Source organism: Nitrospirillum iridis, assembly GCF_014205765.1.
GTDB lineage: Bacteria > Pseudomonadota > Alphaproteobacteria > Azospirillales > Azospirillaceae > Nitrospirillum > Nitrospirillum iridis.
Genome location: NZ_JACIIZ010000013.1, coordinates 52,973 through 68,564, shown reverse-complemented (window position 1 = coordinate 68,564; position 15,592 = coordinate 52,973). Strand labels below are relative to the sequence as shown.

General features: G+C 66.6%; 17 protein-coding genes. 4 read left to right on the top strand and 13 right to left on the bottom strand.

Annotated elements, in window-relative coordinates; translation table 11 throughout:
• Positions 1 to 16: 16 nt before the first annotated feature.
• The gene (locus tag FHS74_RS21220) at positions 17 to 1,063 is read left to right on the top strand and encodes a glycosyltransferase family 9 protein (protein WP_184804778.1); all 1,047 of its coding nucleotides are present in this window, start codon (positions 17 to 19) and stop codon (positions 1,061 to 1,063) included.
• Here FHS74_RS21220 and FHS74_RS21215 read toward each other — a convergent pair.
• From FHS74_RS21215 to FHS74_RS21190, 6 genes are all read right to left on the bottom strand, one after another.
• Positions 1,047 to 2,534, bottom strand: coding sequence for a flippase (locus FHS74_RS21215; RefSeq protein WP_184804775.1), 1,488 nt, complete (start codon positions 2,532 to 2,534; stop codon positions 1,047 to 1,049). The two genes, FHS74_RS21220 and FHS74_RS21215, sit on opposite strands and share 17 nt — an antisense overlap.
• Positions 2,535 to 2,587: 53 nt before the next feature.
• Positions 2,588 to 3,778 (bottom strand): glycosyltransferase, encoded by a 1,191-nt coding sequence (locus FHS74_RS21210; protein ID WP_184804772.1) that lies wholly within the window; start codon positions 3,776 to 3,778, stop codon positions 2,588 to 2,590.
• 16 nt (positions 3,779 to 3,794) lie between these two features.
• Positions 3,795 to 4,277 carry a polysaccharide biosynthesis/export family protein gene (locus FHS74_RS21205; protein WP_246463272.1) on the bottom strand — a complete coding sequence of 161 codons (483 nt, stop codon included), beginning with the start codon at positions 4,275 to 4,277 and terminating at the stop codon, positions 3,795 to 3,797.
• Positions 4,278 to 4,425: 148 nt separating this feature from the next.
• Positions 4,426 to 5,283, bottom strand: coding sequence for a metallophosphoesterase family protein (locus FHS74_RS21200; protein WP_184804769.1), 858 nt, complete (start codon positions 5,281 to 5,283; stop codon positions 4,426 to 4,428).
• Between the two features lie 53 nt (positions 5,284 to 5,336).
• Positions 5,337 to 6,104, bottom strand: coding sequence for a hypothetical protein (locus tag FHS74_RS21195; RefSeq protein WP_184804766.1), 768 nt, complete (start codon positions 6,102 to 6,104; stop codon positions 5,337 to 5,339).
• A gap of 132 nt (positions 6,105 to 6,236) precedes the next feature.
• Complete coding sequence (locus FHS74_RS21190) at positions 6,237 to 7,562, bottom strand: O-antigen ligase family protein (protein ID WP_184804763.1); 1,326 nt, start codon at positions 7,560 to 7,562, stop codon at positions 6,237 to 6,239.
• Between the two features lie 399 nt (positions 7,563 to 7,961).
• Here FHS74_RS21190 and FHS74_RS21185 point away from each other — a divergent pair, with 399 nt between their 5' ends.
• The 3 genes from FHS74_RS21185 to FHS74_RS21175 all read left to right on the top strand — a co-directional run bounded on the left by FHS74_RS21185 (position 7,962) and on the right by FHS74_RS21175 (position 10,419).
• On the top strand, positions 7,962 to 9,224 hold the full coding sequence (locus tag FHS74_RS21185; RefSeq protein WP_184804761.1) for an outer membrane beta-barrel protein: 1,263 nt from the start codon (positions 7,962 to 7,964) through the stop codon (positions 9,222 to 9,224).
• 136 nt (positions 9,225 to 9,360) lie between these two features.
• Complete coding sequence (locus tag FHS74_RS21180) at positions 9,361 to 9,741, top strand: hypothetical protein (RefSeq protein WP_211106461.1); 381 nt, start codon at positions 9,361 to 9,363, stop codon at positions 9,739 to 9,741.
• Between the two features lie 99 nt (positions 9,742 to 9,840).
• The gene (locus FHS74_RS21175) at positions 9,841 to 10,419 is read left to right on the top strand and encodes a hypothetical protein (RefSeq protein WP_184804758.1); all 579 of its coding nucleotides are present in this window, start codon (positions 9,841 to 9,843) and stop codon (positions 10,417 to 10,419) included.
• Positions 10,420 to 10,440: 21 nt separating this feature from the next.
• Here FHS74_RS21175 and FHS74_RS21170 read toward each other — a convergent pair whose 3' ends face one another.
• The 7 genes from FHS74_RS21170 to pqqA form a co-directional block, all read right to left on the bottom strand.
• A complete protein-coding gene (locus FHS74_RS21170; protein ID WP_184804756.1) occupies positions 10,441 to 11,262 on the bottom strand; it encodes a quinoprotein dehydrogenase-associated SoxYZ-like carrier in 822 nt (273 codons plus the stop codon).
• Entirely contained in the window at positions 11,259 to 12,227 is a 969-nt protein-coding gene (locus FHS74_RS21165) for a quinoprotein relay system zinc metallohydrolase 2 (RefSeq protein ID WP_184804754.1), read from the bottom strand. The genes FHS74_RS21170 and FHS74_RS21165 overlap by 4 nt, the downstream gene beginning before the upstream one ends.
• Positions 12,209 to 13,378, bottom strand: coding sequence for a pyrroloquinoline quinone biosynthesis protein PqqE (gene pqqE / locus FHS74_RS21160; RefSeq protein ID WP_184804752.1), 1,170 nt, complete (start codon positions 13,376 to 13,378; stop codon positions 12,209 to 12,211). The genes FHS74_RS21165 and pqqE overlap by 19 nt, the downstream gene beginning before the upstream one ends.
• On the bottom strand, positions 13,375 to 13,674 hold the full coding sequence (gene pqqD, locus FHS74_RS21155; protein ID WP_184804749.1) for a pyrroloquinoline quinone biosynthesis peptide chaperone PqqD: 300 nt from the start codon (positions 13,672 to 13,674) through the stop codon (positions 13,375 to 13,377). Before pqqD ends, pqqE begins: the two co-directional genes overlap by 4 nt.
• Positions 13,671 to 14,438 (bottom strand): pyrroloquinoline-quinone synthase PqqC, encoded by a 768-nt coding sequence (pqqC, locus tag FHS74_RS21150; protein ID WP_211106460.1) that lies wholly within the window; start codon positions 14,436 to 14,438, stop codon positions 13,671 to 13,673. The genes pqqD and pqqC overlap by 4 nt, the downstream gene beginning before the upstream one ends.
• The gene (gene pqqB / locus FHS74_RS21145; protein ID WP_184804743.1) at positions 14,435 to 15,352 is read right to left on the bottom strand and encodes a pyrroloquinoline quinone biosynthesis protein PqqB; all 918 of its coding nucleotides are present in this window, start codon (positions 15,350 to 15,352) and stop codon (positions 14,435 to 14,437) included. Before pqqB ends, pqqC begins: the two co-directional genes overlap by 4 nt.
• A 92-nt stretch (positions 15,353 to 15,444) precedes the next feature.
• Positions 15,445 to 15,525 carry a pyrroloquinoline quinone precursor peptide PqqA gene (gene pqqA, locus FHS74_RS31340; RefSeq protein WP_184805136.1) on the bottom strand — a complete coding sequence of 27 codons (81 nt, stop codon included), beginning with the start codon at positions 15,523 to 15,525 and terminating at the stop codon, positions 15,445 to 15,447.
• Positions 15,526 to 15,592: the final 67 nt, after the last annotated feature.

Sequence of the window (15,592 nt, the reverse complement as noted above, 5' to 3'; positions counted from 1 at the left end):
CGGGATGCGCCCCCCGATGAATCCGGCGACAGTCCGATCCATAGCGGTATTCAAGCTCAACCACCTGGGGGACGCCGTCACCTTCCTTCCAACCGTGGCTGGCCTGAGGGCGGCGCTACCCGACGCAGCCATCCTGGTGGTCAGCAGCGCCGCGACAGCCGTTCTCTATAGCCGTTCCATTCCCGGCATATCGGTGTTGCCCGTCAACATGGGTACGGCGAGGAATGGATTGAGTGCCGGCAACCTCGCCCGCCTGGCATGGCACCTCAGGACCAAAGGCGTCGACGAAGCCTTGCTGTCCTTCGACGAGCCGGCGCTCGCCTATTGCGCCGCCTGGCTGGGCGGGGCCCGCCACCGCATTGGCTTCGACCTGTGTGGTCACCGCCTGCAACCCTCGTTGACAGAGCTGATCCAAGGCGGCGTGGGCCGCAACGTGGTGGACATCAATTTCGACTTGGTCCGCCGCATCAGCGGCCAGGGCGACTTGGCGCCTCGGCGTGTGCCGGTGGGCTATGACTCGGCGGACCAGGACGCGGTCGCCCAGCGGCTGGCGACGGCGGGGATTGGGCGCGGCACCCGATTTGTCCTGCTTCATGCCCACAGCAAACACGCCTACCAGCGGTGGCCCCTGGCCAATTACCGGGCCTTGAGCGCGCGATTGGCCACGGCCGGCCTTCCAACCGTGGCCCTCACCCAGGGCTTCGGCCAGCCCGTGGGAGAGGCCGTCTGCCTCGATGGGCTGACGCTGCCCCAGTTGGCGGCCCTAAGCGCGCAAGCGCGGCTTTTCATCGGCAACAATTCCGGTCCCATGCATGTCGCCGCCAGCGTTGGCACGCCGACGCTGGCCATCCAGGGACCCACCTCGCCCGAGTGGAACATTCCCTGGAAGGACGTGCCGCATGAGCATTTGACCGCCCAGAACGTCGCTTGCGTGCCTTGCGACCGCCTTGGCAGGGCCTCGGACGGTCAATGCGCGAACCACCAGGCACCGTTGGCCTGCATGAATGCGGTTGATGTTGATCGGGTGTTTGAGCGCGCCCATGCGCTCATGGCGGGCGCCTGAGGGCGGCCACATGCCCCCGGATGGCGCCGCCACCAAACCACACGGCCATCGCGGCAACCACCGCGACCGCGCCGACCAACCGCACCATCAAGCCTGGCACCGTCAGATGAACCGCCAGGAATAGGATCAAGACTAGCGTCAGTCCCGGCACCAACCGCAGCAGCGCGGCCTGCAGGTCCGCGCCGTGGAACAGCAGAAGGTTGTGCGCCGCCAGACGGGCCGTCCATGTCCAAGCAGCGCCGATAAGTCCGAAGTGCCCGATGATGAACCATTGCAGCGGCAGATACACGACTGCCTGTAGCAGGCAGGCCCTGGCGACCAGATCGGGCCGCCCCCGCCCCTGTAGGAACGCGAAGGGGATGAAGCTGTTGAAACTGAACCACAGGCCGATCAGCAGAGCCTCGCCCAAGGGAGCCGACTGCTCACCGAACGACTTCCCAATCCACAGGTCCAGAAAGGGGCGCAGCAGCAGAAGGCCCAGCATGACGATCAGGGTCGCGATGGCGGCCAAGCGGTAGACGTTGGCGCTCAGCAGAGCCCGGGCCTCCTGTTCCTCAAGCGCGGCGAACTTCGGGAAGAGCACGTTGAACAGGGCGCCGGGGATGATGATGGCGCGTTCCATCAGGGTGCTGGGAATAATGTAGACCGTCACTGCGGCGGCGGTCAGCCGCATGCCGATGAACAAGCGGTCAACAGACCAGAGCAGGGTGCCGAGCATGGACCCGGCGGTGATCCAACTGCCAAACTTCAGCAGGCCGCGGGCCTCGCCCGGGTCGAAGCGCAAGCCCGACCGCAGGGCGGGCACCGCCCGCCGGCAGAACCAGGCCAACGCGATCAGAGAGAGGAAACGCCCAAGCAAGGCCGCGGCCACCAGCCCCGAGAGCCCGCGCGAGCAGCCGACCGCCACAAGCAGCGGAAAGAGCTGATAAAGGACCGAGCCTATCGATTGCCCCAGGTTCAAATCCAGGAAGCGCTGACACCCCTGCAGCGCCCCGGACAGCACGGACAGCAGCGTCAGCATGGGCATGGCCAAGCCAAGCAGGAGGGGAATCCAGGTCAGTTCACCCAAGATATCGGCCGGTACGTTCAGCGTATGATTGAGGATGATCCAGGAAGCGGGCGCCAGCGCCAGTCCACCAACGCCCCCGGCCACCAGGCTGAGAACGATCCCGGTCCCCACGAGCCGCCCGGGTCCGTCGCCGTGACCACCGCCCTGAGCCGCCAGGCGGCTGGTGACCGCCCGCCCGAATCCCAAATCGAAGAAGCCGAAATTTCCCAGCAGCAACCATGTCAGGGAAAGAACAGCGTAGCGCTCCGGCCCGATGATTTTCAAATAGATCGGTACGGTGATCAGCTGCAAAAGAATGGGAAGGGCAAGACCGATAAAGTTAATGACGGATGATTCAAAGACACCGCCGCCAAAATAGCGGCGCCGCACGCCTGTAATAAAATTCCGGTTTGCGGTCGACATACGGTCACGTCATGGGGATATAGGGATTCACGTTAATTTTATGCATGATTTAATTATGCCTGACCGATCTCGTGGGCACGGCGGCCCGTCAAAAGTCCCTCATACAGGCTGATCTGGTATTGAACCACCCGCTCGGGACGGTGGACGGCATCATAGGCGGCCCGGGCCCGGCCCCCCATCGCCGCCCGCTCATCCCGGGACAGCGCCCTCCAGCGGGTCAACGCCGCCCGCCAAGCTTCGGCGTCGCCCGGCGGCACCAGAAAGCCGTCCCATCCCGGCGTGATCCAGTCACGGCAGGCCCCCAGATCCGAGGCCATGACCGGCACCCCATGCGCCTGCGCTTCCACCGCCACGAGGGCGAAAGTCTCCTGAAACAGTGACGGAACCAGCAGCAATTCCGCCGAGGCCAACGCGTTGGAGACTTCATCCGATGTCCTGGCGCCGGCGAAGCGTATGCGCGGGTTGTCGGATTCCTCCAGCACCTGCCGCAGGGGACCATCCCCGATGATCGTCAGATCCATGTCCACGCCGCGCCAGAGGTCCACCAGGAATCGCAGCCCCTTTTCCTTGTCCAGGCGCGCGACCGCCACGGCCCCGGACCGCGGACCTCCCCAGGACGCGGCCCCAGCCCCCGGATCAGGAACGAAGTTGGGCTTCACCATGGTGCGGCTTGCCGGAAGCCCCACCCGCAGCAGCACATCGCGAGCGGCTGGGCTGGGCGCGAGGAACAAGTCGACATCACGATTCCAGGTCCCGCGCGCCTCATGAAAGGCCAACATCGCCATCACTACCGCTGTGGCGGACTTGCTGTCACGATAGCAGCCGTGGACGAGCGCCGGCCATTTCGCCTGTCGCCCCACACAATCCTCGCACGCCGCCCCATTCCGGGTCAGCAGGCCGCCAGGACATGCCAGTCGATAGTTGTGCAGTGTCTGCACCACCGGCGTGCCGGTCGCGTGGGCGGCGGCCAGCACCGAGGGGGACAGATAGGCGAAGGTATTGTGGACGTGCACCACGTCCGGGCGATGAACGGCGATGGCACGCTGCACGTCGCGATAAGCGTCAGTGGACCAGATGGCCCGGGCGGCGGTCCTCAGCGAACCTGCCCCTTCGATGGCCGCATTGTCGGCGATATGGCGCAGAACGGTGGCGCCATGCCGCTCCAGCGCGTCCATCTCCCGGTCCACGGCGACATCCTCACCGCCCCGGCGTTGATAGCGGCAATGAACGACAAGGATGCGCATGAACGTCCTAGGGCGTTTAGAAGCGCCGCTCCAGCACCTTGATGATGTCGCCAGGCGCGATCGGGGTCCGTTCGGTGGCCTGGTATTCCATCTGCTTGCCGTTGACGATGCGGACCAGCACCACGTCCCCCGTCACCGCGCGATAATCATAGCCGCCGGCGCGGGCGATGGCGCTCAGCACCGTCATGCCGCTTGAATATTGGAATTCCCCGCCCTGGCGCACTTCGCCCAGCACATAGAAGGGCCGGAAGGTCAGCACTTCGACGGCGACGTTGGGTTCCTGCAGGAAATTCTCGCGCTTCAGGTTGTCTTCGATCCGGCGCGCCAGAATCTTGCCGGTAACGCCACTGGCAGGAACATTGCCAATCAACGGGAAAGAGATGTTGCCCACCGGATCGACACCGAACTCACCGGTCAGGTTGGGTTCGTTGAACACGGTGACGCGGACGCGATTCCCGGGCTCCAGCAGATAGCCGTCCGCAGGGTTGTCAATCACCATCGGCGCCTTCTCCGATGGGAAGGAACCAATGGAACCGCTGCAGGCGGCGAGCGCGAGGGCCGAAATCAGAAGAACGGTCGGGCAAAGGGTCGAAAGGCGGAAGCGCATGGGATCGATGGTCTTTTTCATGGGGCAACCGGGGCCATGCTCATATCACGGCCGATGGCAATTCGTCTGCCGTCTTCGCACCACCCACCGCCCGCCGGGCGGTCAGGACGCGCACATCGCCCCCTTGGAGGGCGATGGCCGACAGCAGGCCGGAAGTATAGGCGCCCGTATCGATGGCGATCCGGTTCGGGCGCCGATCGACCGCCGGCACGATGGTGTGGCCGTGGACGACCGTTTTCTCATGCCGGCGGGGACTTTCAAGGAAGGGGGCACGAATCCACAGCATGTCTTCCAGGGCCTGGTCGGCCAGGGCGCGCCCCGGCCGCACACCGGCGTGGACGAAGGCGTAATCGCCGTACACCACCATGCGTTCCAGGCTGCCCAGGAAGGCCAGATGCTCCGGCGGCAGGCGGGCGGCGAGGTCGTCGCGCAGCGCCCGCGCCCGTTCCGCCGCGGACCCGCTGAAAAGCGGCCGCACGCCGTAGCTGAGCAGGGTCGCCAAGCCACCGAAATCCAGCCAAGCCGCGCCACCGACCGGGTCCTGCAGGAAATCCAGCAACGCGGCCTCATGATTGCCCAGAAGCCAGTGGCTTCTGAATTCCGGCAGCGGATTGGACAGCAGCAGATCGATCACCCCCCGGCTATCAGGCCCGCGGTCGATATAGTCGCCGATATAGACCAGGATGGGGGTCACACCGGCGGCACGTCCGTGCAGTGCCCAGTCGGTCACGATTTCCGACAGAAGGCTGCGGAGCAGGCCCACCTCACCATGGATGTCGCCGATGGCGTACAGGATCTGGCCTTCCGGCGCCCGCGACGTCCCGCCGGTCGGTGCAGGGGCCCGCGAATCGACTGCGGCGCGGCGCGCCACCCAAGCCGCTTGGAAACGACGCCACATAGGTTAGCCTCATGACGGCCGGGGCGGCGCCTGGCCCCCCGGCGACCAGCCTCTCAGTTGGGGCTGACCGTGAACGACGGTTGAGCGGCGACCGATTCGACCGACGCCGTCTGCGTGGTGGTGGTCGTCTGCTGGGTCGTCTCCACGGCGACGGACGAGTTGTTGAGGATGGCCGTCACCTGCGCGGTGTTGGACGCGTTGGCGCTGGACAACGCGGTGTTCTGGCTGGCGGTCGTCAACACCTGGGCGACGGTGGAGGTGACGGTGGGCGCGGCCGCCGTGACGGCGGGTGTCGTCGCGGCCGAATAGGCGTTGGCCATGGCCTGCACGGCCGCCGCCGGCGAGACCTGATAAACCGCGGGGATGGACGCCACCTGGGCAACGCTGGTCGCCACCGACGCCACCAGCGCCGGGGCCACCTGGATCACCGCCGGGTTGATGATGATACGCGACGCCGTGGTGATGACCTGGGACGTCTGGGTGGGGGAGTTGGTGGAGACGCCGCTGGCCTGCACCGCCTGAACCGCCGCAGCCGCGGCGCTGATGGCGGCTTGCGGGTTGGTGGCCAGCAGCTTTTCAGCCGCGCTCACCACCTGCAGGGCCAGGGCGGCGGCCTGGGTCGGATTGCCGGCGGACAACGTGTTCAAGGCCGCCGTGATCGCGTTGCTGTTCCCCGAAAGGACGGCAGCCCGCAAGGCGGGGGGCAGGTTATTCACCGTGATTCCAGACGTGGCGGTCTGCGCGACCGCCACGGCCGGCACGACACCGATAACCGCAACGCATGTGGCGGCAGCCAAGAACAATCCCCGGAACGTCGCCATGGCAGCCTCTCCCTCGCAGCGATCAAACAAAGTTGAATATCCCACGCCGCCTTCCCTGCGGCATCCCGGGAAGGTGTATTCCATTTCAGTTCATTTGAACAGTGGACATGCGGACAACGTCCGCCCAAATGGTCACGCGGGAACACTTTCAATGGCGCCCGCGGCGGGCGCACCGGTGGACGTCCGGCCCACCCGGGTTTGCGCCACACCACTGCCCAGCAAGGTCAGCCAGAACATGGTGACGGCCGGCATCTGAGCGCTGAAATCCACCAGGGAATGGGTCGCCATCAGCACCGTGCCGGCCAGCGCCAGCGCCACCAGGCCGCCGTTGGCGCCCGGGCGCAACACGGCCCTGACCAGATGGGCCGCCGCCCAGACCACGGCCGCCAGCAGGGCCGCGACGGCGGGAATGCCAAGCTCGAACATCAGTTCAAGATAGGTGTCGTGCGCCTCCCGCCACGGCAGCACCAGGACCGGCGTCCGCAAGGCCTCGAAAGCCGCCGAGAAGGTGCCCAGCCCCATTCCCTGCCACGGCCGTTCCATCACCGCCGACCAGGTCAGCCGATACACCAACGCGCGGTCGAATCCGTTGGCGGCGAAGGTGTCCGACATCATCAGCAGCCATGCGGCCGACACGCCGATCAACCCGCCCCAGCCCAGCAGGACGACCGCCGCCCGGCGCGGGGCCAGCCGGCCCGTGAGCATCCAGAGGAACAGGCCCTGCGACGCCAGCGCCAATAGCGAGGCGATGATGCCCGCCCGCGAGCCGGTGCAAAACAGCGCCATCAACACCATGATGGCACCCACGGCCTTCAACGCCGTGCGCCGGCGCAGATGGAGAAGCAGCGGCGCCAAACCTGGCCGCCTATCCTCCAGCCGGTGGGCGACCGCCGCCACGCAGCACAGCACGCCCAGGCCGGCGAAAGTGGCGTAGCTGTTGCGGTTCACGAAGGTGCTGGTGAGTTCGCCAATATAAGCCCATTTGGGCATGCTGAGGATGGTTTCGGTGCCGGACGCATATTCCAGCAGGCCGTAGCCGGCATAAACGATGGCGATGACGGACAACGCCTCCACCACCCTGAAGGGCCGGCGGGACAGCCGCCCATGCTGGACGGCGAGCCAGAAAACGCCGCCATACGTCAGCAGCCGCATGACGCCGACCTTGGTGGCATAGGGATCCACGGACAAGCTAGGGGATACGGGGGTGGACAAGCCGGCCTGGTCCAGAACCTGCCCGGCCGCGGCCCAGACCGCAGGCGCCGCCGGCCCGACACCCGGAATAGTCTGCGCCAGTGCCCAGGCCACAGCCGCCCCGAAGGCGGCCAAAGGAATGGCCAGCGCGCGGACCGTCAGCGCCAGATGCCGGCGTTCGCGCCGAATCACCAGCGGCCAGGTCGCGCAGAGCAGACCGACCGCCAGCGCCAGAATGGTCCACGCCAGGGGACGATTCGATCCCAAGGGCGCAGGCGCGAGCCCAACAACGGCCATAAGACACCAGAAATGAAAACGCCGTGCCATAACCCCCAAATATCCTCAAGCATAGATCGCCCGCATCGGACCACCGACCGAATGTGGGGCGATGCTACCATTTTTCGGCCGGATGACAGCCCCGAACCTGGGCCGGAGCGCCACAAGCTCCGGCGGCATTTAGGTCACAGCCGCCACCGTTGCGCCACATTTTGCGAACTGCGCCTGGACAACAGCATCAATCCTGATAGGTTCAGTTCATTCTGGGACTGGATAATATAGGTTGCTGCAATGCCTGAGCTGGATACCGGCAATCGGCTTACATTGTTTGTCACTTCTCGTCACATGAGGGCGTCTTGTCTGGCCGCCAGCTGCTTGACAACTTTGTTGTTGCCCCTGACGGCAAGCGCCCAGTCGGCCACGAACGACCTGCGCCGGGGTGCTGAAAGCTCGAACGTCGTCACCGAGCAGGGGGCGCTGACGGACGACGCCGGGGTGAACGATCCGCAGCGCGTGAACGCCGCCTATCAGCCGAAGGGCATCGCCGTCGGCAATTACATCCTTTTTCCGCTGGTGGACGTCTCCGAGACCTACAACAGCAACGTCTACGCCACCCAGCAGAACACCAAGAGCGATTTCATCACCCGCATCTCGCCCGAAATCTGGGCGCGCTCCCAGTTCGCGGATGATCAGTTGAACTTCCTGGGCCGGCTGGAACAGTCGTACTACAAGACCTTCACGCACGACAGCCATCTGGACGGCACGCTGCATTCCGATGGCCTGTACCACTTCAGCCGCGACACCCAGGTGAGCGGCAGCGTGGACGTTAACCAGGCCTATGAGGACCGCGGCAGCCCGGATGACCAGAGCGGCCTGGAGCCGACCCGGACCCGCAACGTGGGCGCCCAGGCGGCGCTGCAGCAGCAGATGGGCCGTTTCACCCTGACGGGCAGCCTGGCGGGCGGGCGCCACGACTTCCGCGACGTGCCGCGCGGCGATGGCACCTATATCCAGGAAGGCGACCGCGACCGCTATGACTTCGCCGCCACCGGGCGCGCAGCCTATGAGCTCTACCCCGGCTATGCCGCCGTGGGGCAGGCCTCGTTCAACAAGGTGATGTACGACGACAAGGTCGACAGCGACGGGTTCCAACGCTCCAGCCAGGGATACCGGGTTGAAACCGGTGTGGGCGTGGACCTGACCCAACTGATTCGCGGCGACTTCCTGATCGGCTATCTGCACCAGAACGTGGACGATCCCCGCTACCGCGACCCCAGCGGTCTGGCTGTCAAGGTCGCGTTCAACTGGACGCCCGACCGCATGACCGTGGTGGTCCCCTCCCTCGAGCGGGGCCTGCAGGAGACGACGCTCAGCCGCTCGTCCCAGATCGTCCATTCGGGCGGTGGCATCCTCATCCGCCGTGAGCTGCAGCGCAACGTCGTGCTGACGTTCAGCTCCTACGTCTATAATGACAACTTCGAGGGCTCGGGGCGCCAGGACTGGTCGTACGACAATCGTCTGCGCGCCATCTGGTCGCTGGCTCCCGAATACTACATCGGCGCGGAAATCGGCTATCGCCGCCGCTACTCCTCAACGGAGAACAACGCCTTCAGCCAGCAGGTCGGCCTGCTGCGCTTCGGCCTGCGGGTCTAAGCACGCGCCGAAATCCGGCGATGGAAAACGGGGGCCCGTCGCGGCCCCCGTTTTCCATTCCTACTACCAATCGGTCATGGTGGCCGCCCGATGCCTGCGTTACCTTGGGAACGCAGAACAAGAAAGGGAGGATTCCATGGCGCGCATCCCCATGCGGGGCTTGCTGCCGGTATTGGCCTGGGCCGGTCTGGCGCTTTCGGCCCACGCGGCGCCGAAGGCGGGTGTGGATCACCACCCCCGCTACGACTACCCCACCGCCGTGCGGGCGGATTACGTCATCGGCTGCCTGGCATCGAACGGCTTCAAGCATGAACTGTTGGGCAAATGCGCCTGCGGCATCGACACCATCGCCGACATGATGCCCTATGACGACTATGAAAAGGCCGACACCATCCTGCGCATGCAGCAGGGCGGCCTGGGCGACCGTGGCGCCATGTTCCGCGACACCCCCATCGCCAAGGACGAGGTGGAAAAACTGCGCCGCGCCCAGGCGGAGGTGAACCTGCGCTGCACCTGACCCGCGCGACGGGGCCGCGTCGCACCACCCGTCCAGCTTGCATGACGCCCCTCGCTTGCGCGACACTGGTGGCGTTTCGCATTAGGGCGTGAGAAGTCGATGTATCATCCCGAGGCGCTGGCGCCCATTGTCGCCTTCCTGCGTGAGATCGGCCTCGACGTGGTGTTCGGCCCCGGGGCGGAGGGCGGCTTCCTGCCGGGCATTAACATCCATGCCGGCACCATCCATGTCGACCCCGAGACGCTGGTGGGATCGGGCGACCTGCTGCATGAGGCGGGGCATGTCGCCATCGTGCCCCGGCGCCTTTGGCCCCACTTGGGAACCGACCTACACGCCGACACCCACGCCGCCATCACGGCGGATGCCGGGTCCGACGCCCCCGAGGACCCTGTCCTAGCCATGCCTCTGAAGCAGGGGGAGTTCATGGCCCAAGCCTGGTCCTTCGCCGCTGCCTTGCATTTGGGGGTGCCGCTGGGGTGCGTCTTCTTCCCCGGCTCCTACCACGTCGCCGCGTATGAGGGTATCCACCCCATGCAGCGCTGGCTTGAGGCCGGAACCCACCATGGCCCCGCGGCCCTGGCCAGGGTGGGGATGACCGGCTTCGCCGGCCTTTTCTCGTTCATGGGCGACAACGGCCTGCCCCCCTTCCCACGGATGACCCGCTGGATCCAGGACTGAAGCCCCCAGGCGGTCAGCCTTCTATCGACCGTCTGGGCCATCCCCCTGGAAGGTATGGCTGAAGGTGGCGTCGGTACTATCCCGCACGGTGACAGCCAAAGGACCTTGGGGATGGTATGTGAAGGTTAGCGCCGGATCCTCGCTCAATGAAATGTCGGCCTCAAGCTGGAGGACCAAGGCGCCGCCGCTGCTGATCGTGACATCGCGGATGAAACGGGCGGGCGTGTAGGTGCGCGTTACCTGGTCCATCTGCATGCCATTATAGTTCGGATGGCTGATCAACAGCTGGGCGGTGATGGCACCGGAAGGCGCCCCGGCCGGCCCTTCCGCCACCGTCTTCAGCCGCATCTGGCCCAACCGCTCCAAGGCCAGCTGGGCGTCCTTGGTGGCGGGGGCGGAGCAGCCGCCGGCGGCCTTGATATAGCGCTCCACCACGAACCAACGACCGTCGGCCGTCTCCGCCACGGCATGCATATGGGTATAGGCGTCCACCCGGATGCGGGTCTTCAGCTGCACCGGCACGGCGGCCGGCCCGAAGCGGAACGTGCCGACCAGGGGCGATGGGTTGTTGTCCACCACCAGATAGACGGCCTTCAGCGGCAGCGTGGCGTCCAGCGTCAGGGTCACCGGCACCAAGGCGGCATCCATGGCCCTGTCCGGCGCCTCCAGCGCGATCTGGCCCTTGGCCGGTGTCAGACTGTGGCCGGCGAACAGCATCTGGCGCAAATCCTGCCAGCGGGCGGCATCCGCCGCCGGGTCTTCGGCCCACGCCGATCGCGGCAAGTCCAATGAGGCGACGACCAGGGCGGCCAGCACGGCCAGGGCACGCAGGCGGCACCTCATGGCGTATCCTCCCATTCCAGCTGTTTGAAGGCGGTGATGGCGTTGCGGCCGTTGTAGGCGTCGAACAGCCGCCAACGGCCCTTTTCCGACTGTCCAATGATGGCGGCCGCACCGTCGATGTCTCCGCCCCGGGCCAGCAGGGCGTGCGCGTCCCGCGCCAGGGTGGTGAGATAGCGTTCCTCATCCGCCACCCCGGCCGGCCAGGGCACCTGGACCGGCCCATGGCCGGGCACCGCCCGCACCGCCGGCAGGGCCTTCAGCTGGGCCAGCGTCTTCAGCCAGCCCGAGAGGCTGCCGTCCAAAACGGGGACATGATCCTGGAACAGCAGGTCACCGGCCCACAGGGTGCGCGTCTGGTCGTCATAGATGGCCAGGTCGCTGTCGGTATGGGCGGCGCCACAGGCCAGAAGGTGCAGGACGCGACCACCCAGGTCGACATCCGTCGCGTCGCCGACCGCCTGGGTGGGGGGTAGCGCATCCCCGGCCCGGGCGGCATCGCCCCCTAGGATGCGGGCCAGCCCCTGCCGGTAAAAGGCGCCCCGTTCGCCCCAGGCGGCGGCGAAGCGGGCATGGGCCACGACAACCGGGTGGTCCTGGGCGAAGGCGACGGCCCCCAGGACATGGTCGGGATGGACATGGGTGTAGATGAGATAGCGGATGGGCAGCGGGCTGTAGGACCGGATGACCGCGCGCAGCTGGGCCCCATCGGCCGCACTGCCGCCGGGATCGATGACCGCCACGGCGTCCCGGCCGACAATGAAGCCGATGTTGGCAATGGCGTCCCGGTTTGCCGCCGTCGCATCCTGGACCAGGCCCGGGCGCACATACACACCCGGCGCCACCATCCGCACATAGTCGCCGCCGTCAGCACCCGTGCCCGGCGCGGCGCGTGAACGGGCCGCCGGCCCCAGGCACGCCAGCATCAACGCCAGGCACAGGCCCCGGATCAGGGTTCGGCGGGCCATGCCTCCCCCACCGGCGCCTTGGCCGCCGATTGCTTGATCCCGGGCGGCGGCCCGTATTGGCGATAGATGAAGTCTGGCGGGGCCTCGCCGCGCGCCTCGATCGCCGCCAGCATGATCCCGTGGTCGGGTGACAGGGCACAGGCCGGATCGGTGCGGCCGGCATCGCCGGTCAGGGCGAAGGCCTGGCAGCGGCAACCGCCCCAATCGATCTCCTTGCGCTCACAGCCCTGGCAGGGTTCCGGCATCCAGGCGGTGCCGCGATAGCGGTTGAAGGCCTCGCTGTCATACCAGGCGGCCGCCAGCGAGCCCGTGGCGACCGACGGCCAGTCGAAGCCGGGCAGCGTCTCCGCCGCGTGACAGGGCAGGGCCAAGCCGCCGGGCGAGATGTTCATGAAGCGCCGGGCCCAACCGCCCATGCAGGCCTTGGGCCGGGCGGCGTAGTAGTCGGGCGGCACGTAGTCGATGACCATGCGGCCCTTCAGCCGCAGCCGGGCGGCGTCGACCTCGGCCGTCGCCCGCTCCAGCTGCTGCCGGCTGGGCAGCAGGGCGTCGCGGTTCATCAGGCTCCAGCCATAGTACTGGACATGGGCGACCTCGATGCGGGCGGCGCTCAGCTCCAACCCCAGCGCGATCATCCGCGGCAGGCGGTCCAGGTTCTGGCGGTGGACGACGAAGTTGAGGGTCAGCGGCAAGCCGGCATCCGTCACCAGCCGGGCCAGCGCCAGCTTGCGCGCCTGGGCCCCCGGCATGCCGCCGATCCGCTCCGCGCTTTCCACCTCCACATCCTGGAAGCTCAGCTGCACATGGTCCAGGCCCGCATCGGCCAGCAGGGCCAACGACGGCCCATCCAGCAGTACGCCGGAGGTGATGAGATTGGTGTAGAGGCCGAGGGACGCCGCGTGGCGCACCAGCTCCGGCAGGTCCTTGCGGGCGGTGGGCTCCCCGCCGGAGAAATGGACCTGCAGGACACCCAGCGCCGCCGCCTCGCCCAGCAGGCGCTTCCAGGTGGCGGTGTCCATCTCCTCCCCCGCCCGCTGCAATTCCACCGGGTTGGAGCAATAGGGGCAGCGCAAGGGGCAGCGGTGGGTCAGTTCCGCCAGCAGCCCCATGGGGGCTTCCACCGCATGGGCGTGGGAGGAGGGGCCGGTCATAGCAGGACTACGCCTTTTTCCGCCAAGTCCCGCAGCATGCCGCGCACATCGCCCGCCATCTCGCCCCGGGGGACGTCGAAGCGCGTGGCCAGATCATCGACGATGGCACCCAGTGTGCGTTGGCCGTCCACCAGCTTCAGGATCTCGGTCGCCGCCTCATCGGGCAGGAAAAGCCGCTCCGGTGCCAGGACCATCCAGCTTTTCCGGGTTTCATCGAAGCGGAACTTCACCCCGCGGGCAAAGCGCGGCACCGCCGCCTCCCCCGCCTGGTCCACTGTGCGGGGGTCCGCCGTCATCGGGACCGTCCTTCCGGGACAAAAGCGCCGGGCGGAATGTAGCCGGGCTCGACATAGGCGAAGTGCAGGGCGTCCAGCTGCGCCCACAGGATGTTGCACTTCTCCGTCAGCGCCGCGATGGCGGCCCGCTGCTGCTCCGCCGTGCGGGCGTGTTCCTTGACATAAGCCAGGGCGAAGTCCACGTCCCGCGGCGCCTGGGTCAGGCGTGGGGTGAAATAGGCCAGTGTCTCCTGGGTGATGAAATCGTAGTTGGCCAACATGCCGGACACACGTTCGGCGATGATGGTGGGCGAGAACATCTCAGTCAGGGAGGACGCCACCCCCTCCAGCACGCTGCGGTCGCGCACCAGGGAAACGTAGGCGTCGACGGCAAAGCGGGTGGCCGGCAGGATGCCGGTGGTGGATTGGACATAATCGCGGTCCAGGCCTACGCCGGTGGCCAGCCGCAGCCAGCGCTCGATACCGCCATTCGTGGGGCCTTCAGCACCGGGGAAGCCGTCGTGGTCCTCCAGCCGGCTGCGCCATAGGCGACGCAGGTCGGGCGTGGGCAGGCGGGACAGCAGCACCGCGTCCTTGGCCGGGATACGGCTCTGATAATAATACCGGTTCAGCGCCCAGGCCTGGACCTGGCCACGATCCAGCGCGCCGCTGTGCAGCAGCTTATGGAAGGGATGCAGGTTGTGGTAGCGCTCCGCCCCCACGGCCCGCAAGGCGGCCTCCAGTTCTTCCGGCGATAGGACGCGATCCTGCGGCAGTGCGGTCATAAGACGATTTCCATTCCGTCGAAGGCCACCTCCCATCCCGCCTGGTCCACCACCCGGCGCTGCGGGCTGTCGTCCATGAGGATGGGGTTGGAATTGTTGATATGGATGAAGACCCGGCGGCGCACGTCCAGGTCGGCGAAGGCGGCCAGCGTGGCGTCCACGCTCATGTGCCCCATTCGTAACCCAGTCTTTGTCCCAAGGCCCGCCTGGATCATTTCGCTATCGGTATAAAGTGTGCCGTCGAAGAACACCAGGTCCGCGCCGCGCAGGCGCTGAGCCAGGCCGGGGGTCATGGCGGCACAGCCGGGGATGAAGAAGAAGCGACGCTCGCCATCATCCACGGCCACGCCCACCGTATCCTCCCCCTCGACGATCGGTGGCGGCCCATCCTTCCCTTCCAGGTACAGGGGCACCTTGCCGGGAACGGGAAACAGTTCGATCCAGAGGCCGCTGTCGCCACCGGCGAAGCCGCCACCGGTCAGCGGCACACGCTGCCCCAACGGCAAGGTGTTGCGGAGCACCACGTCGCGGGCCAGAACCTCGAAAATCGGGTTGGCGTCCAGGATGCCCAGGGTACGCGCCGTGCCGTGCAGGGTGAAGGGCTGGCGTTCGCGCAGGTTCAGCAGGCCCGCGATGACGTCAACGTCGCCGCCGCTCAGCACGACGCCGGCGATGGGGGTGGAGCGCGGACCATGGTCGGGGTGCAGGGCCGGGGTGGCAGCGATCTGCTGGCGCAGGTCGGGCGACGCGTTCAGCAGAAACCAGCGTCGACCGTCGTGGCTGACCGCCAGCGAAGCCTGGGTGCGGGACCGCGCCGCCGGATCACCGGCCCGCGCCCGCCGGCAAGCCTCAGCGTACGAGTTCCACTGGGGGAACCCGCCACCGGCCGCCGCGCCGAGAACAAGGATATGCATGGGTCCTTAGGCGAAGCCAAAGCACGAAAGGGCCGCCGCGGGCTGGCGGGAATGACCGGACGACCCGCGACGGCCCCAAGTCGTTGATGGATTTATTTGACGTCAGCGCAGGCGTAGCAATTGATTTCCATGCCCAGCGCGATTTCAACGATCTTCGGAGTCTTCCAGGTCATCGCATTTCCTCCGGATTTGAGGAACGGACCTATGTCCGTTCCTATATTTAAAATAATTCTAATTTGC